The 18,959-nt window shown below is 47.1% G+C and carries 14 protein-coding genes and 1 CRISPR repeat array; all 14 genes read right to left on the bottom strand.

Annotated features, from left to right (window positions below; all coding sequences use genetic code 11):
* Nucleotides 1–145: 145 nt before the first annotated feature.
* Nucleotides 146–2,768: a CRISPR direct-repeat array (repeat unit 30 nt; unit sequence ATTTCAATTCCTCATAGGCAGTCTAGAAAC).
* 169 nt (nucleotides 2,769–2,937) lie between these two features.
* Nucleotides 2,938–3,201, bottom strand: a complete 264-nt coding sequence (gene cas2, locus EFBL_RS12345) for a CRISPR-associated endonuclease Cas2 (RefSeq protein ID WP_096182426.1) — start codon at nucleotides 3,199–3,201, stop codon at nucleotides 2,938–2,940.
* A gap of 12 nt (nucleotides 3,202–3,213) precedes the next feature.
* The gene (gene cas1b / locus EFBL_RS12340) at nucleotides 3,214–4,206 is read right to left on the bottom strand and encodes a type I-B CRISPR-associated endonuclease Cas1b (RefSeq protein ID WP_096182425.1); all 993 of its coding nucleotides are present in this window, start codon (nucleotides 4,204–4,206) and stop codon (nucleotides 3,214–3,216) included.
* A gap of 16 nt (nucleotides 4,207–4,222) precedes the next feature.
* The gene (cas4, locus tag EFBL_RS12335; protein WP_096182424.1) at nucleotides 4,223–4,723 is read right to left on the bottom strand and encodes a CRISPR-associated protein Cas4; all 501 of its coding nucleotides are present in this window, start codon (nucleotides 4,721–4,723) and stop codon (nucleotides 4,223–4,225) included.
* 14 nt (nucleotides 4,724–4,737) lie between these two features.
* Nucleotides 4,738–7,140 carry a CRISPR-associated helicase/endonuclease Cas3 gene (locus EFBL_RS12330; RefSeq protein ID WP_096182423.1) on the bottom strand — a complete coding sequence of 801 codons (2,403 nt, stop codon included), beginning with the start codon at nucleotides 7,138–7,140 and terminating at the stop codon, nucleotides 4,738–4,740.
* Entirely contained in the window at nucleotides 7,134–7,826 is a 693-nt protein-coding gene (gene cas5, locus EFBL_RS12325) for a CRISPR-associated protein Cas5 (protein ID WP_096182422.1), read from the bottom strand. Before cas5 ends, EFBL_RS12330 begins: the two co-directional genes overlap by 7 nt.
* Before the next feature lie 13 nt (nucleotides 7,827–7,839).
* Nucleotides 7,840–8,805, bottom strand: a complete 966-nt coding sequence (locus EFBL_RS12320) for a CRISPR-associated protein (protein ID WP_096182421.1) — start codon at nucleotides 8,803–8,805, stop codon at nucleotides 7,840–7,842.
* The gene (locus tag EFBL_RS12315; RefSeq protein WP_096182420.1) at nucleotides 8,796–10,892 is read right to left on the bottom strand and encodes a hypothetical protein; all 2,097 of its coding nucleotides are present in this window, start codon (nucleotides 10,890–10,892) and stop codon (nucleotides 8,796–8,798) included. The genes EFBL_RS12320 and EFBL_RS12315 overlap by 10 nt, the downstream gene beginning before the upstream one ends.
* A 417-nt stretch (nucleotides 10,893–11,309) precedes the next feature.
* Entirely contained in the window at nucleotides 11,310–12,038 is a 729-nt protein-coding gene (gene cas6 / locus EFBL_RS12310; protein ID WP_096182419.1) for a CRISPR-associated endoribonuclease Cas6, read from the bottom strand.
* Nucleotides 12,039–12,196: 158 nt separating this feature from the next.
* Entirely contained in the window at nucleotides 12,197–13,201 is a 1,005-nt protein-coding gene (locus EFBL_RS12305; protein ID WP_231705789.1) for a helix-turn-helix transcriptional regulator, read from the bottom strand.
* Nucleotides 13,202–13,508: 307 nt separating this feature from the next.
* Nucleotides 13,509–14,636: a molecular chaperone DnaJ gene (gene dnaJ, locus EFBL_RS12300; RefSeq protein WP_096182418.1), complete on the bottom strand. Its 1,128-nt coding sequence runs from the start codon at nucleotides 14,634–14,636 to the stop codon at nucleotides 13,509–13,511.
* Nucleotides 14,637–14,755: 119 nt separating this feature from the next.
* Nucleotides 14,756–16,582 (bottom strand): molecular chaperone DnaK, encoded by a 1,827-nt coding sequence (gene dnaK, locus EFBL_RS12295; protein WP_096182417.1) that lies wholly within the window; start codon nucleotides 16,580–16,582, stop codon nucleotides 14,756–14,758.
* Nucleotides 16,583–16,618: 36 nt separating this feature from the next.
* A complete protein-coding gene (grpE, locus tag EFBL_RS12290) occupies nucleotides 16,619–17,206 on the bottom strand; it encodes a nucleotide exchange factor GrpE (protein WP_231705788.1) in 588 nt (195 codons plus the stop codon).
* Nucleotides 17,207–17,218: 12 nt separating this feature from the next.
* Nucleotides 17,219–18,247 carry a heat-inducible transcriptional repressor HrcA gene (hrcA, locus tag EFBL_RS12285; RefSeq protein WP_096182416.1) on the bottom strand — a complete coding sequence of 343 codons (1,029 nt, stop codon included), beginning with the start codon at nucleotides 18,245–18,247 and terminating at the stop codon, nucleotides 17,219–17,221.
* Nucleotides 18,248–18,329: 82 nt separating this feature from the next.
* On the bottom strand, nucleotides 18,330–18,959 hold a 630-nt coding region (locus tag EFBL_RS21305), incomplete at its 5' end, for a coproporphyrinogen-III oxidase family protein (protein ID WP_369690103.1).

Raw genomic sequence — 18,959 nt, 5'->3', positions numbered from 1 at the left:
TTTATGTTAGAGGTGCTCTGGTACACTGTCAACGCGCTGGAAGCTGACCGGCTAAAGCCGGTGGGTTTAGACCCGGCGCATGGAAACTAAATTTAGGAAACGAACTACTAGAAACAGCTTTTATCAACGACTATAACCCACCTTAATTTCAATTCCTCATAGGCAGTCTAGAAACATAATTATGTTCATCGCAAAAATTACGTAACTCGTCATTTCAATTCCTCATAGGCAGTCTAGAAACCGGGTAAGCCGGAGCCGAGTACGCCGGTTGTTGCGGAATTTCAATTCCTCATAGGCAGTCTAGAAACGAGTTCCAGATCCTCCGGGAGAACCCCGTTCAAAAAAATTTCAATTCCTCATAGGCAGTCTAGAAACGGGTAACGCTGTATCTTGGCTCTTTTCCCTGTTCTTTTGCAATTTCAATTCCTCATAGGCAGTCTAGAAACGGCCCCGTATGGCTTCGCTCACAAATTGAACAGTAATTTCAATTCCTCATAGGCAGTCTAGAAACACGAAAGCGTATGGTCAGTTATCCCCGTCATCGAGAATTTCAATTCCTCATAGGCAGTCTAGAAACCCGCCATTCTTGGGCAAGCTCACCAAGTTCAACTTGATTTCAATTCCTCATAGGCAGTCTAGAAACAGATGATTGAGATGGAAACCTTGAAAGGATACACATATTTCAATTCCTCATAGGCAGTCTAGAAACCCGCCTGTGCCACGGCATAGTCACCTTCGCTGATCAATTTCAATTCCTCATAGGCAGTCTAGAAACACCGATGGAGTGAATTAAACCTGGTCGAGGAACACAAATTTCAATTCCTCATAGGCAGTCTAGAAACGCACGAAGCCAATCCAAGAGTTCTGTCCACCAACCTGATTTCAATTCCTCATAGGCAGTCTAGAAACCGTGACACCGTCAGGAAACGCTCCTGTGACCGGGTCAATTTCAATTCCTCATAGGCAGTCTAGAAACCTTCTTGGTTGTATAGAGGCACTTATTGCACCCCCTATTTCAATTCCTCATAGGCAGTCTAGAAACGAAGTTTCTCATATACTTGGCCTTCACAAAAATACAAATTTCAATTCCTCATAGGCAGTCTAGAAACGATTATGAACGGAATCACAAACTATGCAATCCACGAATTTCAATTCCTCATAGGCAGTCTAGAAACTATATGGTTGCGTGAACAAATCGAAGAGTATGAGAAAATTTCAATTCCTCATAGGCAGTCTAGAAACGGGAAGAACAGTTCATTATCATGTTATTGATGATGGCATATTTCAATTCCTCATAGGCAGTCTAGAAACTGATTATATGCAGTTAAATCAATTTTTATTATTTTATTTCAATTCCTCATAGGCAGTCTAGAAACCCACTTCTGGCGCATGGTTACCTTGGATATGGATGAGATTTCAATTCCTCATAGGCAGTCTAGAAACAATCCCCCTTATCATCAACAAACTTCGCTCGATGAATTTCAATTCCTCATAGGCAGTCTAGAAACTGAGATCCGCATATTTTGGCTGTCCGTAGCGTTTGAATTTCAATTCCTCATAGGCAGTCTAGAAACATCTGTCAATGCCATGAAAACCACCTACCTTGTCAGATTTCAATTCCTCATAGGCAGTCTAGAAACGAGGAACACTTGGAGATTATGGGGTGGAAATATGGATTTCAATTCCTCATAGGCAGTCTAGAAACGGACGTGGCAAGATAGCACCTCCTAAATCAAAAAAGATTTCAATTCCTCATAGGCAGTCTAGAAACTATCGTCGATCCACTCTTTCTTTTGCTGGAGTTCCTGATTTCAATTCCTCATAGGCAGTCTAGAAACTCCGTCCATGGAGCACAACCACGGTTTGGAGATCGCATTTCAATTCCTCATAGGCAGTCTAGAAACCTTCGCGCAGTGGAACTTCGTTACCAAAAACTCACGCAGATTTCAATTCCTCATAGGCAGTCTAGAAACACGACGAGACGCCGCCTTGGGAATCCGCTGATGAAATTTCAATTCCTCATAGGCAGTCTAGAAACTCTGAAACTGCATGGTACGGAATTGGCAGATTTACATTTCAATTCCTCATAGGCAGTCTAGAAACCAATACGCAGATGCAGCTGTACGCGCTGGGAGCCATATTTCAATTCCTCATAGGCAGTCTAGAAACGGATGTGAGAGATACTTTGTTACTCTCTGTTTTTGCATTTCAATTCCTCATAGGCAGTCTAGAAACAACGCTAGCTCGAAAACAAAGCCTGGTGTGGTAGAATTTCAATTCCTCATAGGCAGTCTAGAAACCCTGCAGGGCACGGGCGGAGGTGAACTTAGAATTGGATTTCAATTCCTCATAGGCAGTCTAGAAACCAGGCCCCTCATCTCCTGTGTGGCTGCTTTGCATATATTTCAATTCCTCATAGGCAGTCTAGAAACCCTGCGGGTAAGCCGACTTTGGTTCCGGATTCTGAATTTCAATTCCTCATAGGCAGTCTAGAAACTGTACATGGTTAAGCCCGAAACACACTTTCACGAAAAATTTCAATTCCTCATAGGCAGTCTAGAAACGGTTTAGGTGTTTCGGTTTATCTTTACAGACGACACAAATTTCAATTCCTCATAGGCAGTCTAGAAACTGAACTCACTGACGAGGACCGTGTCAATGGTATTTGCGAATTTCAATTCCTCATAGGCAGTCTAGAAACCGCAAATTGGTGACGAAAATTATATTGAAAAATCCATATTTCAATTCCTCATAGGCAGTCTAGAAACCCTTGTTTTTCGCATAAAAACAAGATTTTCTTGGATCCTCCCGCATTTTCTTCAGAACGAAGAATTTTTATAATCCAAAGAAAGTCTTAAAATTATGCGTCGTCAATCCCTAGGGATTTTTACAATTCTCAAGATCGACGACAAAATATGGTTCGTTCGTAATATTTGATTACAAAAACTGTTCCTCTCCCCCTTTCTTCAGGCCGTATTCTTCCCTTTTGGAATAATTTTGAGTCTGAAAGGTATAGAAAACAAACGAATCCTCGTCTTGTTTCATGATCCGTAACAGTTCCGTTTTTAGCTTTTTGTAATTTGTTTCGCTGATATCCCCTTCCAACACGGAATTCTGCACCCAGGTCAAATATTTGCGGGCCGTTTTTAACACGCGGCCAACCCGTTTGACATTAACGTCATACACTAGGATTACGAACATCCACTCACCCTTTTACCAACGTGATACGAAAGGCTTGTATTCTTTTTCCCCGATCAAATGTTTCTGGAGCTTGTAAGCTTCCATGCGAATCAGCGTTCGGTAGGATACTGTCCGATTCAAATCTCGGTGTTGTACGGTGGTCGTAAGGCGCTTTTCAAGTTCTTGCAAAAAAGTCCTTCGGCCTTTTTCGTTCAATATAATACCTTCCATTTTCTTTTCGAAATCTTTGGCAGTGATCATCTTTTTACTCAATAATGTAAAAATTACCCGATCCACAAGAATGGGTTTAAAGATTTCCGCTATATCAAGATTCAGGGAAAACCTCCGGAAATTTGTTGCATGTAAAAATCCAATTCGTGGATCCAGGTGCGTTTTGTAAATTTCGCTGAGCACTACCGTATATAAAATGGAATTTCCAAAACTAATCAATGCATTCAGCCGGTTTAAGGGGGGTCTGCGTGAACGGCCTTCAAACACAAAATTCTTTTCATCGATAATCCGGTCAAAACTTTGGTAATACTTTTCACGGCAATTCCCCTCGACCGCCATCAACTGTTCAACCGTTTGACAATCCGGTACTCCTTCTCCCAAAGCCAGTATGCCTTCCCGAATGTCACCAAGAGGGAGGCCACGGTTTTCATAGTACCGCAAAACCTGATTCATATTTTGCAGGGCACCGGAAACAAAACTTCTGGCAATTTGCATTCGAACCACTTCATCCAGATACGCCTTTGCCTGATGTAAAATCATGTAACCCGAATTCAGGTGCTCCCGAGGATAAAAACTCCCCGTGTAGTATCCGTAATGGTTGTACAAATGCAAAAGAATTTCCTTTTGTGCCAAAAATTCCAGCAACCGCTTGTTAAAATCTACCTCACCGAACAGGAAAATTTCCTTTGTATCCTCGACCGGAATATACTTTTTCCCTTCATCGGTTTCGAAGCACAACGTATTGTCCTTACGGGAGATTGTGCCAGTGCTGAAAATATAGATGCTTTTTTTCATAGAGACTTTTCACCTCCTATGCCCAACACATTTCATTGTAGGCACAGTTTCGACACCAACGCACCTTTTTCGCCGGAGGTGGAAAGACCTGGTTTACCACTTCCATGATTTTTTTCTTGAGACTTTCCACTTCCTCTATCGCTTGCTGATCAAGCTCGATTTTCTCTTTTCTTCGTTCTTCCGGAAACAGAAGTTCCCCAACCGCTTCAATCCCCATCTGTTTCAGTTCATAAAGATAGAAGAGCAATTGCATCCGAGCACTCTCTTTGGAAGCTGAGCTTTTCTTGATTTCTCCTATCACCAACTTCCCGCTATTTGACTTCATGATATCCAGTTTCAAATGTCCGATGGTGATTTCTTTTTTCTCCCGTTGATACACTTTTTCCTGAAGAAAACGACCGTAGTCGATGTTAGGATCATCCTCATCCGGGACAATCTGACGCGCCATGAACCATGCTTCCCGCGGGCAAATGTGATAGTACCAGACAAGCGTGCCTGTTACATGAAATTTTTCCATAACTCATATCTCCCTTAGAGAAACAAAGCTTCGTCTTCATGTCCAACCAGATGGGCAAGCCCCAAGTCGGGATGATAAATGTTGCCGTCCAATCCAAGCCGCCAAATCGACTTGCCTTCTTTTGAGTAAGCCCGACTCCCAGCCATTTTCCTCGATACAGAAACCAGAAACAACTGCATCAGACCAAAAAACTGCTTCCGTTCCAAAAAAGATAGGGAATCGGCAAAGCCAGCCTCATATTTTTCGTAGATTTCTTCGATTGTGGAACACTCAAACTTGTCCATCCGCCTCCGTACCGAGTCCAACAACAGATGCTCTCCGTAAGGTACAAACGTTGAAATATGATAATTGGTCTCTTGAAAAGGGGCCAAACCTGCCAGTGAACTCCATTCACCGACAGCCGAATCCGCCAGCTTGAAAGCTAACGGTTCTGCAATTCTCCGTTCCAGCTCGCGATAATAGTTTTCAACCGCAATGACCAAATCGGGTTCAGCAGTAATGTTCCCTTCCTCCAACAGATCGTCGGTAACTTTACGGCCAATCATGCTTTTATAAACGTATTTGCGTGTATCGATTTCACCATGTCGCAAAAACCGAAACACTGTCAATTTTCCGCATTCGTGTCCAGAAAATCCATGACGGTTGATTCTGCCAGCCGACTGCAGAACGGAAGGCAAAATTGAAGCAGCCCGAAACAGATGGTCAAAACTAACATCGACACCCGCTTCAATAACCTGAGTGGAAACTAATAACGTCGGAATGCGGTCTTTCAAACGGGCCTTTACTTTCTGCAAAATTTCCTGCTTGTGCAAAGGGGTCATAGCCCCACATAGAAAAAGCCCCTCGGATGTGTGTCTGCTAATTTCTTGATAAACCAGTGCGGCATCCTGAACGGTATTCAGAATCACTGCTGCGGATTCCCCCGAAGAATAGGATTGCAGCAGATGTTCTGCGACTTCACGCTCGCTCCAGTCTTCTTTTTTCACTTCAATCTGATATCTGGAAGGTAGATCGTTTTTCTTCAGAACAGGAGCTAAAGGATGAATAGGTGAGGATAAAACTCCCTGGTAGGGGGGCATCGTCGCCGTTACCAGAATCACTTGCAGGTTCATTCGGACAGATGCCGCCTCAAGCATATATAAAAATACCTTCCAATGAGCACTCTCGATAATTTGCGGTTCGTCCAAGATCAAAATCGCATCTTTCAAGGCGGGAATTCTTAATGCTTGCTGAGCCCTGGAAGGAAACAGTGCAGCAAACAGTTGATTGAAGGAAGTAACTACGATCGGAGCTTGCCAGGATTCCATCAGCAATGCGCTTTTTTCATCCTGCTCCTCTTTTTCATTTTCAGGCTGCCACGTCAGGGAGTGATGCTGCATCACTTCCATGCCGGTAGCCTGCCGGATTTCGTCCACTACTTGCGAAACGATGGAAAGATATGGAGCAGCATAGATGATTCTCTGTTTCCCATGTTTTTTGCACGCTTCCAACGCCACACCAAGAGCCGCCATGGTTTTGCCGGTGCCTGTCGGAACATGCAGGGTATAGAACGGTTTGTCCGGTTTCGCTTTGTAGGAAGCAATTGCTTGGACTCGAATCATCTCTCTCAAATGGGAAAGTGAAGAAGCGGAAAATTCTTGTCTTTTTTGGGCGATCACCTGCTGGTACAGTGTTATCCCGGATTCCAGTTGTTCAGAATCAAAAAGATTTCCTTCCAGAGTTCCCGCATCAAACCGGTCGGCAAATATCAAATTACCTGTAGGAAGTCGAAAAGATTGAAAAGCGGCTTGGGCAAGGTCAGACTGAAAATTGCTCTTGTTGCTTTTTTGCAGATTTACAAGCTTGTCCCACCGCATAAGAAACTTCATTTCCCATGTTTCCAACTGTGTCGAATCCCATGACAAAAAATCAAGCAGCTCGGGAAACCATTTGGACAAAAAATGAGCGATTCCCTGCCAATCCACAAACAACCGGGCCCTGCCAATCTCGTAACCGCTTGCTCCCCATGGTAAGCGGCCGATTTCCAGATCATCCAAATTCCCATGATGATTGGCGATGTCGAGAATTCCGAGCATCCAATGCCGGAGCAGTTGAGTATCCTGTAATCGGTCACCCGCCCGTTGCTTGATCATGTGTTCGCCAAACAGAGCAAACAAAGCGGCTCCCAATGGAGAATGGGCAATCGGAGACTTGAGGTGTTGACCACATTCAATTTTTCGGATATAGTCTTGCCACTTGGCGTGGGATTTTCCGATGTCATGCAGCAAAGCCGCCAAGAAAGAAAGTTCCTGCTCAATCGTCCGACGTTCAGGCACCGCCAGCTCGGCCACCTGCTGCAGGTGATCCAGCAGTAAGTGAGCCGATTCAGAAGTTCGCGGGCGGGCAATGCATTCTGTCAACGGATACACCTTTACCATAAACAAACAACCCCTTGCGGCACACGAACAAAACGATACAATATATGATCAGCTTCATGGACATCTAGGGTAATGGGCCTGCCGTTTACCTCATAGATGATATCCATAGACCCACGGAACCGACGTTGTCCAATATGTTGATGCAACATGGCATTTACCCGGGCATACTGTACTCCAGGCACCGGGTGTAAAGCAGCAATCGCCTTTTCAGGCACTACCGTCAAACACTGAATAGAGCCCGTTCCTACTATGGATTCCGCAAGAACCAAATCCACATATTCCGGAACGGTTAACGCAAATGCGCTTCCCAGATAGGTATGATAAACGCTTTGCCTGCGCCGAATCCGTTCCGCCAATTCATTCAGGTGTTCCCCCTGATAATAAATCCGGTAATGAGGCTGAACCACCAACTCCACACTGGTCGGCCGATTAAACGTAGAGGATCCCTCGTTGTCCACAAAACCTTTCCCCAATAAGGACAACTCCTGTGACCGGGTACGGACCGGTTCGACCAATTCCACTCCTGTCCAGGCTTCTCCGTGAAATTCGTCCAACCCGAGAATTGAACCCAACAATCCTCGCAATGCAGTACGGGTGATAAACGGGTAGGTCAAATGGGCAGCCGTCGTATCCGGCCGTCGAAAATGAGCAATTGAGCCGCGTAGCTCAAAGATGAGTGTCTGCATCGGCAGCTCCCCCTCACCAGAGAGGTTGCAGATTCATCATGCTGGTATCCCCCTTCAGTTGCAGGGACGGATTCAGCCACAGACGGCAACGTGCAATCTTGTCCTGATATTGTTTCAGTAAGTCGAACAAGCCGGATACATCCAAAGAAATTTCCTGAACCGACGAAGGAGGCTGACCGTTTGTCCATTCTTCCTTGTCAGGCAACAGGCGAATTCCTTCTTCTAAATATCCGATGCGAAAGAGCGGGTCCCTGTATTCAACATGCATCAAAAACAACGGTTGCTGGATGCCACGTCCCCGTGCCTGCCTCTGCTGTGTTCCGCGCCAGAGCGCTTCCAGCAGGAGTTCGACATCATCCGGCTCAAGCATTGCTTCTTTGGCAATGGAGGCATTGATGACTCCCGGCATGGCAAAAACAGCAAATGGAAGTATGTAACTCGTCCAGATTGTCCCCTGGCTCTTTCCTTCATCGTTGGCTTCCCCGGAACTATCTTTAGTGTCCTTACTCGGCATCACAACAGTTCCCTGCACATACCGAGTTTCTACAGGATGCAATGAATGAGCCCAGCCAAACTGAACCGGTCCGGTCAATTTAAAAGATTCATTCTTAACGCTAAAAACGGCTCCAAACGACCGGACATCAAATGCTGCCTGGATCAGGTTCTCTCTGATCGGTCCTTTTGCGTTCCCTGTACGTTCGAGCAGTTTGTCGGCCAAACTGCTGCGGCCAAGCAGTTTCCCTTTTTCATCCCTTTCTTCCCGGACGTAGATAAAACGGTTTTTCAGTTCTCCTCCATCCGGATAAGCCATTTGAACATAATCGCGAACATCCCGTTTGATGCTCACATCGGATAGCGAAATGCGGCCGTCGTTCTCCCCAAATATCCGTCTGGCATCGCTGTCTGCCAGCGGGTCCCGGTTGGGTATCCCATCTTTGACCGATTTAACGAACAAGATTTCTCCACTGTTTACACCCATTGTGATTCCTCCTCTTTAATCGTGCTGAATACAGGCTCCTCCACAGATTCTTTCGGCTTTCGGCCAAGCGTGTATCCCGCCCAGAATGCGGTCATGAACTGATCTCTTTCCTTTGCAATCTTCTCCTGATATTGTAAATAAGTTGCCTGTACGATCCCGATACGTTTCATGGTCTCTTCTTTCAGATGCATCTTTAACTGTCCGGCATACTCCCTGATGGGAATCAGTCCGCGTTTCCAAATTGCATCCGGCGTCAGCGTACTTCCAAATGTAAATACCCGGTGCTCCATGTAGTCTTTTTTCATCTTTCCGTGGTACTGTCGGGCAAACTCACCGATCACATACCCGACTCCATACCCCAGTTCCGCCACCGAATCGAAATGGATCTGATTGACATCAGCCAACTCCATCATTTCGTTGAGCTCTTTCCAGTCCCGCATTGTCTCAATTTCCTTTCCTGAAATGTTTTGGTTGTAAAACTGCAAAAAACGTTTGAACACCTGAAAAAATATCACCTCTTCCCGTATATCATACATATTTCGTGGAAAAGAACGGGTAAGTTCTGACAAACGTTCTGCCGAATTGCGGATAAAAATTCCAGGTGAAAGAAAACGCCGATGCAATACGGTCTCCAACGATTGCCATATATACGAAGGACCATATGCGGTGGACAACAGAATTGGCAAGGATTCCAAATACTTACGTGGATTACTGGTGATTCCAAGATGTTCTTTAATCCCATTCCAAACCGGACGCAATTTTAACATAATGTACTGAACTTCCCGTGCCACAGAAGGAACCACGTCTTCAATCAACGCATGCAAATGAATGTCTCCCCGTCCTGCTTCTCCACTGTAATAAAGAGCCGTCAACCGGTACATATCATCGCTCAATGCATCAGGCAAGATTGTATCGATTCCCAGCAGTGTTTCCAGATAAAGCTCATTCTGTGGCTTTTCGCCCTTTTTACGGGAAGTCATACCGGTAATACCTAAAACAAACTCTTTCCGTGCATTCGGGTTGTCAAAAGAGTACTGGAGAATCGGCAGTGCGTAAACGGCAGCAAAAATGGAATCCAACTGTTTTTTTGCTTGGGCTTTCCGCGCTTCCGGACTGGTCGGTGGAGCAAACAGTTCTCTTGTCAATGAATCGGGCAGCCGGTTTGTCAGCTTGGCCAACTGATTGCTTCCGTATGTAAGCGATTCATAGCAAGTCGGGCAGATCGCAATTCCTTCCACCTGCTTGTTTTCATCCACAAAAATGGACAACGGGGCAGACCATGTGGTGGAAAACCAGCTCCAGCTTTTTGAATAAATCGATAACACTTCACCGGAATTCTCACAGAATGCACACTTGGCATCCTTCCCCTTACGGCTACCCAATGTTTTGCCCTCTTCCCTTTTTGCCAACCACATCCGTTTGACAATTGTCTCGAGATCGGCAACAATTTCTTTTTCTGGATACAATTGGCTGATGCCTAGCACACCTGCTTTGTGTGGTATGTCCTTTGGCCGATAGGAATAACATCCGTCTTGCTCAACTACCGCAAGCACCAGAATCCCCAGTGTTTTATTGTTCTCTCGCTGTATTAGCGGCCACTGCTGAACAATCGCTAGATGTACGTGTCGGGAAATATCCGCTATTTTTTCCGTACTTAATGTTAGATCGATCGTTCTTGCAATCCGACCCTCCAGAAATTTTTCGACCGCCTCACTACTTTCTAGAAATTCTGAAAAGTGTGCCTCATAGATTGGATACACAGGAATTCCATAAACTCCTTGCGGTTTCAAAGGATTTCCCCGTCCAGGGATCAGAAAAGGCGCAGCTAGCGCTTGTTTCGAATCAGATTGAAATATTTGCTTTTTCCCTTTTGCATCAGGTACATAATCTCCCCACTGCAACTTCTGCCAAACTTCTATAGTGGGTTTCTGACAACTTGTCCGATCCACTTCAACCACAAGGACATTGCTCATAAAATTGCGGGCCAAATCATTATCTATGTCGGAAATCAGTTTAATCACTTCTGCTGTTTCCATTCCCCCATTCTTAAAAGGCTCCCCTAACCGAACCAGATCACGAATGATCACATAATTCGCCTCCAGTAGTTTATAATGTTTAAGAACTTTTCCCAAAAATTTCTTCTGTCAAGAGCTCGATCCTCTTCCCTTTGTTTGGTTAAACTGAAGTAATATTCTGTTTTTGTGAATTTGAAAAACACGGTTTTCACCTCCTGATAGGTATCATGAGGAAATGATCTATTTTCTATTCATGTAATACATCCGATCTCCAAGAACTTATATGATCAAAAGATCTCGGTCCGACACCCCAATAAACAAATTTGATCAAAAAATTCGAGTTCCATAAGTTTTAAAAAAGACTGGGTTTATTCCTCATAGGCAGTCTAAAAATTGACTGAAATCCGCCGACGCCATCTACATAAATGATCTTTCAAAACCTTTGCCAGGTACACTATCTGACTAAGTGTACGGCCAAAAGCTTTGATATTATACCTCCACCAACCCAAACCCCATCGCATTCTTGCTGCCTAGTCCGGCGTCTATGGCGGTTTGCAACAACCGCCGGTCTCCTTTCAAACGGAATTTCCCACTGTATCCCTTTATTGCACTATCCTTGTACATCACAATATGACGTTTGTAGTGGCCAACCGGCTCCACCTGCACCCCGTGGAAATCGACTTCCTCTCCATAGATCAGTCGCCCTTTGCGCAGCAAATTATCCGTTACAATTCTCCGAAAATCGCTTTCCCCTGGTTCAAAATACAGGGTGTATTTGTTTCCGTCCGGTCTTAATAAGGTGGAATAGGCTACTACAGGCGACAGGGTGTGTACCACAATTTCTTCCTGCTCCACTTTCGGTTCCTGAATCTCCATCCCTGTAACGCGTAAATACTGAGAACCGATACGGAATCCATCTTTTAAGAGCAGTTGTGCCATATCCCGAATAAATTCCTGTACGGGTGATGAAACAACCAGCTGGATGGGATTCGAAAAATGAATCTGTTTCCGCTCGCGGAGAATCTGGTACGTGCCCATGATGCGTGAAAAAGCAAAAAGCGTAAAACGGCGGTTGTCAATACGATATCCTTTGTCATGCAAAAAAGCGGCAAAATCGGGTGAAAGACTGGAATAAATGGCTGCTTGTATAAATTCATTGTGCTGCAAAGGCAAACTCACAAAATCGTTCACCGCTTCCAATGTAATCTTGAATCTCACTCTAACACCGCCTAATGCTCTTTTTTCATTTTGGCACTACTATCTTTCTTTCTCTTTTTCCCTATTTGAAATCCAAAATCCTCCATTGAAATTTTTCTCCCACCTCCACTTCCCATCATCTTGATTATCCCTTCGAATATGCCAGTATCTGTCAGGGATCAAACGTTCGCCCTGTACCTGTTTCTCATCTCCTCAATTTCATTTGCGATTTGTCTTCGATATTTCTCCGGCTTCAATAACTCGGCATGTGTTCCGTATTGCCGGAACCATCGCAAAAACTCGTCCACCCCGCGAACGGTAACGGCAAACAGGATGGAACCGTCCGGATTATCAGTAATCTCGGGATCTTGGTAATACGATTCTTCCTTGATATACCGGGCGACAGCTGGGGAAAACCAAACTTGAAAGGTTGTCGGTTTCTCATCCTCTTTTGAACCAATTCCCCATAAATCGGACAGGTACCGATCGATATCAAAATCCTCTTCTATGAAGCACCTTTTTGATGTGAGTTCCACTTCCCGAAACCGGCTGAGACGGAACGTGAGCACTTTTTCCCGGGTGTGGCAATACCCGATCAGATAAAGATGACCTCCACGCGGAACGATATAATACGGATCAATCATTCTGTCGCTTTCCGCATCACGGTACATCGAGTGATAGATACACCGAATTGTCACTTGCCGTAAAATAGATTCCATGACCCGTTGCATGGAGAAGTTCATTTCTTTCGTTACAGGCGTTGTTTGAATACGAATCCTTTCACTCATAAACGTGGAAGTATCAAGGAATTCCTTAGGGTATTTAAGAGAAGGAAGGATTTTTTCCAGCGCCGTTTTGTATGCTTGTCGGAAAAGATGGGAATGCGGAGCCCGTCCATCGCTTAGATAAGGAAATAGAGCCATGGCCAAATATTCTTCCGCGTTCAACTGGGATGGGATTTGAGTAACATTTTCAACAAGATAATAGCCTTCCCGACCCTTGCTCAATACCTGTACCCCAATTTCATCCAGTCTTTTTATGTCCCTATAGATATTACGCACCGAGGTGCCGCATGCCTTCGCCAGTTCCGGAGCCGTGATTCCTTTGTTCCGGCTGATTTTTTGCGTGATTAGAAACAATCGTTCTGCCGTTTTCAAGCTTCTTGTTTGACTCATTGGGTCCATGGTGCAAGCTCCTTTCCAGAAACTACAAGAACGGTTACAACTTAAAAATTCCTTATTTCAATCAAAAGTCCTTCCCAACACATATAATTGTCACAAGTCTCGCTCAATCTAAAATCACACATAACAAAAACCGAACGCATGTTTGCGTCCGGTGATTTTTATGCTATCCTATACTTGTCCAACAGAATCGGCTCCTCGGGGGAGGGGCGGCTCATCCTCATTCCGTACGGAAAGGGGGTGAGGCTATTGACGATAGGCCACTCCCCCTGAGCAGGACCTACCTCTTCAGCACCAAACCGGGCCGCCCCTAATCCCAATTCAATGCGTCTTTGGCAGCATCCTTAACTTTCTCAAAGAATGTCTTGTGCTGCTCGCTGGGTTTGACACCAAGTTCGTCCCCCAGTTGACGAATGAGTTCACGCTGTCTCTCACTGAGATCTGTGGGCGTCACCACCACAACCCGTACATGTTGGTCGCCGCGGTAGGAGGTATTCAACCGTGGCATTCCTTTGCCTCTCAGGCGGAAAGAGGTTCCGGTCTGGGTTCCTTCCGGAATTCGCAGCTTCACCTTGCCGTCAAGTGTTGGAACTTCAATCTCATCTCCCAGGGCCGCCTGCACGAAGCTGATGGGCATTCGACAGAAGATGTCCTCCCCGTCGCGCTCGAAGAACTCGTGTTCCCTGACATAAACCACAATGTACAGGTCACCGGGCGGCGCCCCTTTGTCACCCTTCTCCCCGGCACCGGCTATCCGGATGCGGTTTCCGGTATCCACGCCTGCAGGAATTTTCACATTGACTTTCTTGCGAACTTTGATAGTGCCCGCTCCACGGCATTGTCCGCACGGGTCTTTCACTATCTTTCCGTCCCCGCCACATGCCTGGCAGGTGCGGCGATTGACCATCCGGCCAAGCGGTGTGCTGATCACCTGCTCCTGAGTCCCGGTTCCGCGGCAAACGGAACATGTTTCGGGATGTGTTCCCGGTTTGGCACCCGAACCGTGACAGGTCGGGCATTCTTCCGTGCGCGGAATCTCGATCTCTTTCTCCGTTCCTTTAGCGGCTTCTTCAAACTCGATTTGCATATTGTACTGCAAGTCGGCTCCTCGGCGAGGGCCCCGTTGCCGCCCTCCGCCACCGAAGAACATGTCGAATATATCGCCAAAACCGCCAAAGTCGCCAGCCCCGCCACCGAATCCTCCACCAAATCCGCCCCCCGGGTCCGCATGTCCAAATTGATCGTAGCGCGAGCGTTTCTCCCTGTCGGACAATACTTCGTAGGCTTCGGTTACTTCTTTGAACTTGGCCTCGGCATCCGGCTCTTTATTCACGTCCGGATGATACTGACGGGCTAGTTTGCGGTACGCTTTCTTAATCTCGTCTTCCGTCGCATTCTTGCTGACGCCAAGAATTTCATAATAGTCCCGCTTGCTCAAGAATGCCCCTCCTATACCCGTAAACTTCAATCCTCAGAAACGAATGCAAGCGCAACAGAAGAAAAGCCAAAGCCGGGATTCACACCTGCGACTTTGACTTTTCGCCGCTTGCTTATGGATTACTTCTTGTCCTCATTAACTTCAGTATATTCGGCATCGACCACGGTGTCATCCTTTTTGCCCGCACCGGTGTCTGCGCCTGCCTGCTGGGACTGTGCCGCCTGCTCATACAACTTGATTGAAAGCTGCTGCACTACTTGGCTCAGTTCTTCCGATGCCTTCTTGATCGTTTCGATGTCGCTGCCGTTTAATGCTTCTTTCAGTTTGTCTTTTGCGGCATTCGCCTTGTCGATCTCCGCCTGATCCACCTTGCCCTCAACTTCCTTCAAGGTTTTCTCAGTGGTATACACAAGTGAATCCGCACTGTTGCGAATCTCGACTTCTTCCCGGCGCTTGCGGTCCGCTTCCGCATTCATTTCGGCCTCTTTCACCATTCGTTCCACTTCGTCCTTGTTCAGGCCGGAAGAAGAAGTGATGGTGATTTTCTGGCTCTTGCCGGTGCCAAGATCCTTCGCGGAAACGTTCACAATTCCATTGGCGTCAATGTCAAAGGTGACCTCAATCTGCGGGATGCCGCGGGGTGCCGGCGGAATGTCGGTAAGGGTAAAACGCCCCAACGTTTTGTTGTCACGGGCAAATTCGCGCTCCCCTTGCAGAACGTGAATTTCCACTGATGTCTGGTTGTCGGCAGCAGTCGAGAAGACCTGGCTTTTTGAAGTCGGAATGGTCGTATTTCGTTCAATCAGCCGGGTCATCACACCACCCAGGGTTTCAATTCCAAGGGAAAGGGGCGTTACGTCGAGCAGCAGAACATCTTTCACTTCACCGGTCAGAACGCCAGCCTGAATAGCTGCACCTACTGCCACCACTTCATCCGGATTCACGCCTTTGGAAGGTTCCTTGCCAATCAGTTTCTTGATAGCTTCCTGAACCGCAGGAATCCGGGTGGACCCTCCGACAAGAATCACTTTGTCAATATCGTTGGCGGTCAGCCCGGCGTCGCTCAAAGCCTGACGGGTGGGTCCCAATGTGGCTTCCACCAGATCGGCGGTCAGTTCTTCAAACTTGGCACGGGTCAGATTCACTTCAAGATGCTTCGGACCGGTTGCGTCAGCGGAGATAAACGGCAAAGAAATAGCGGTTGTCAATACGCCCGACAATTCTTTCTTGGCCTTTTCCGCCGCGTCTTTCAGGCGCTGCATGGCCATTTTGTCATGGGACAAGTCGATTCCGGTGTCACGTTTGAATGTATCAATCAGGTACTTCATGATTCGCTCGTCGAAATCGTCACCGCCCAGACGGTTGTTGCCGCTGGTGGCTTTCACTTCAAACACGCCATCGCCCAGTTCCAGGATGGATACGTCAAACGTACCGCCGCCAAGGTCATACACAAGGATCGTTCCTTCTTCTTCCTTGTCCAGACCGTAAGCCAGGGCAGCTGCAGTCGGCTCGTTCACAATGCGCAGAACCTCAAGACCGGCAATTTGCCCCGCGTCCTTTGTTGCCTGCCGTTGCGAGTCGTTAAAATAGGCAGGTACAGTGATTACAGCCTGTTTGACAGGCTGCCCAAGATATGCTTCCGCATCCGCCTTAAGTTTTTGCAGGATCATGGCGGAAATTTCCTGGGGTGTATATTCCTTGCCTTCAACCGTTACTTTATGGTTGGTCCCCATATGACGCTTGATGGAGATCACCGTATTCTCCGGGTTGGTCACTGCCTGGCGTTTTGCCACATCTCCGACCATACGCTCCCCGTTCTTGATGGCAAGAACCGATGGGGTTGTGCGACCGCCCTCCGCATTCGGAATTACCACAGGTTCGCCGCCTTCCATTACTGCGACGCAAGAGTTCGTTGTACCCAAGTCAATACCGATAACCTTACTCATTTAGACGAAACCTCCAAACATATTTAACTTTCCGGTTTATTTTGCCACTTTGACCATAGCCGGTCTTATCACTTTGTCGTGCAGCAGATAGCCCTTGCGAAGTTCTTCCACCACAATGCCTGATTCGTGCTCTTCGCTTTCCACCTGCATGACAGCCTCGTGCCGGTTCGGATCAAAAGGCTGCCCCACGGCATTCATCTCGGTCACTCCTTCGCGCTCCAGAGCGTGCAGGAACTGGCGGAAGACCATGTCAATTCCTTTTTTCATTGATTCAGCATCGGTGGTTTCCGCTGCCATAGCCAGGCGAAAGTTGTCAAGCACGGGCAGTATCTCCTGCACCATGCGCAGGGCCGCATACTTGCCCAATTCCTCTTTTTCCTGTCTGGCACGCTTTCGGAAGTTGTCAAAGTCTGCGCTGATTCGCAGCAATCGGTTCTGAACCTCCGACAGTTCTGCTGACAGACGGATCACTTCCGCCAGCAGCTCTTCCCGGCTGCGAGGGTCCGCATCTGCGGGATTCGACGCTTGCCCTGCGGTGCTGCCAGCTTGTTCGCCCGCCATTTCTGCGGTTGCGGTTTCCGCTTCCTGTTCCGTCATTTCTTCCTGTTTCCGGTTCTGCTCCATTATGCTCCTCCACTACTTGTGCAATCTCGTTAACAACTCCGACAGCAGCACTGTCAGATGATCCATGACTCCGATGACCCTCCCGTATTCCATCCGGGTGGGGCCCAGAACGCCAATCGTACCGGCCGCTTTGCCATCAATCTGATACGTGGCGGTAATAACGGAACAGTTCTTCAACTGTTCCATGTCATTCTCAAGCCCGATTCGCACCTGAATTCCCGGAGAGCTTTGGACGTTCAAAAGCTGCAAAACCGTCTGGTTCGTCTCCAGCATGTCAAGCAGCGGACGCAGCTTGTCAATATCCCGGAATTCCGGCTGGTTGAGTATCTTCGTCGTGCCGCCCAGATACACTTTGTCATCCTGCTCAATCTGCACAATTTGATCCAAGAGAGACATTACACCCTCATACTGATTGATATACCGATTCAGTTCTCCCATGATTTCGTTGTACAGCTTGACCTTGACCTGATGTAAAGGAACGTCTGTCATTTTATGATTGAGGATGGCAACGAAATTGCTGATTTCGTCTGCCGTAATACCCTCGGGCAGTGTAACTTTTCGATTCTCCACATGTCCCGTATCGGTAACAATGATGGCTACTGCAGTACGGTCTGAGAGAGGAACCAGTTGAACATGTTTAAGCTTGACTTCCTGCACATGGGGACCCAACACCAGAGCTGTATAATTGGTGAGACTCGAAAGGATCTGGGCCGTCTGCTGGACAACCCGCTCCATGGCGTCCATTTTATCCACATAGGTCTTTTTCAATTGAAACAGTTCCTCCTGGGTCAATCGCAAAGGATGAATCAGATGGTCCACATAAAAACGGTACCCCTTCTGGGAAGGAATCCGTCCGGCAGATGTATGAGGCTGCTCCAGGTACCCCATCTCTTCAAGGTCCGCCATCTCATTCCGGATGGTGGCCGGTGAAAGGGTTACCTCTGAACGCTTCGAAATCGTCCGGGAACCGACCGGTTCGGCCGAATGAACATAATCTTCAATGATCATCCGCAAAATCAACTGCTGACGTTCCGATAGCATTGCGGTCCCCCTCCTCTTGTTAGCACTCATGCGTCTTGAGTGCTAATCACTACGTAAAAAATAACAAATCCCACCATGAGTGTCAACTGATCAGGAAGGCGGAAAACACTTCGTTTGCAATCGGCAGGGCCTGTCTGGAAAGCCTGACGCCAACCTCATCCCTGACCAGAAGACCTCTTTGCTCCAACCGGCTAGTGATGTCACCGAACAAATCGCGCATTTCTATGCCGTGACGTTCCTGAAAACGTGCAAACCTGACACCTTCCAGCATCCTCAATCCCAGGATCATGGTGTCTTCCCGCCTGATGGCTTCGGGTATGGCTTCCTGTTCGACAACCGGGCGTTTTCCCGCCTGACATCCCTCTATATAAGCCGGAACACTTGACTCCACCACATACCGGACATGATTGACATATCCGTGGGCTCCGGCACCTGCCGCCAAATAGGGTTCATTTCGCCAATAGACTTTGTTGTGCCGGCATTCATGGCCATTTTTTGCAAAATTGGAGATTTCATACATTCCATATCCATGAGCCTCCAATGTCTCCATCAGCAAATTGTACATGGCCAGATCGTCTTCCTCCGGCGGCAAATGCAGCTTACCCCGCTCCTGCCAGACGGCGAATGGCGTGCCTTCTTCCACTTTAAGCGAATAGGCCGATATGTGTTCCGGGGCCAATTCGGTCATCCGGCGCAGACTGTCGGAGAAGAT

The sequence above is a fragment of the Effusibacillus lacus genome, from assembly GCF_002335525.1.
GTDB lineage: Bacteria > Bacillota > Bacilli > Tumebacillales > Effusibacillaceae > Effusibacillus > Effusibacillus lacus.
Note: the sequence above shows the minus strand (reverse complement) of the source record. Positions and strands in the feature narration are given on the sequence as shown.

Bases quoted from the DNA above. Each gene is read 5' to 3' on its own strand.
- cas2 (WP_096182426.1), bottom strand. From the start codon at position 3,201: ATGTTCGTAATCCTAGTGTATGACGTTAATGTCAAACGGGTTGGCCGC.
- cas1b (WP_096182425.1), bottom strand. From the start codon at position 4,206: ATGAAAAAAAGCATCTATATTTTCAGCACTGGCACAATCTCCCGTAAG.
- cas4 (WP_096182424.1), bottom strand. From the start codon at position 4,723: ATGGAAAAATTTCATGTAACAGGCACGCTTGTCTGGTACTATCACATT.
- EFBL_RS12330 (WP_096182423.1), bottom strand. From the start codon at position 7,140: ATGGTAAAGGTGTATCCGTTGACAGAATGCATTGCCCGCCCGCGAACT.
- cas5 (WP_096182422.1), bottom strand. From the start codon at position 7,826: ATGCAGACACTCATCTTTGAGCTACGCGGCTCAATTGCTCATTTTCGA.
- EFBL_RS12320 (WP_096182421.1), bottom strand. From the start codon at position 8,805: ATGGGTGTAAACAGTGGAGAAATCTTGTTCGTTAAATCGGTCAAAGAT.
- EFBL_RS12305 (WP_231705789.1), bottom strand. From the start codon at position 13,201: ATGGACCCAATGAGTCAAACAAGAAGCTTGAAAACGGCAGAACGATTG.
- dnaK (WP_096182417.1), bottom strand. From the start codon at position 16,582: ATGAGTAAGGTTATCGGTATTGACTTGGGTACAACGAACTCTTGCGTC.
- grpE (WP_231705788.1), bottom strand. From the start codon at position 17,206: ATGGAGCAGAACCGGAAACAGGAAGAAATGACGGAACAGGAAGCGGAA.
- hrcA (WP_096182416.1), bottom strand. From the start codon at position 18,247: ATGCTATCGGAACGTCAGCAGTTGATTTTGCGGATGATCATTGAAGAT.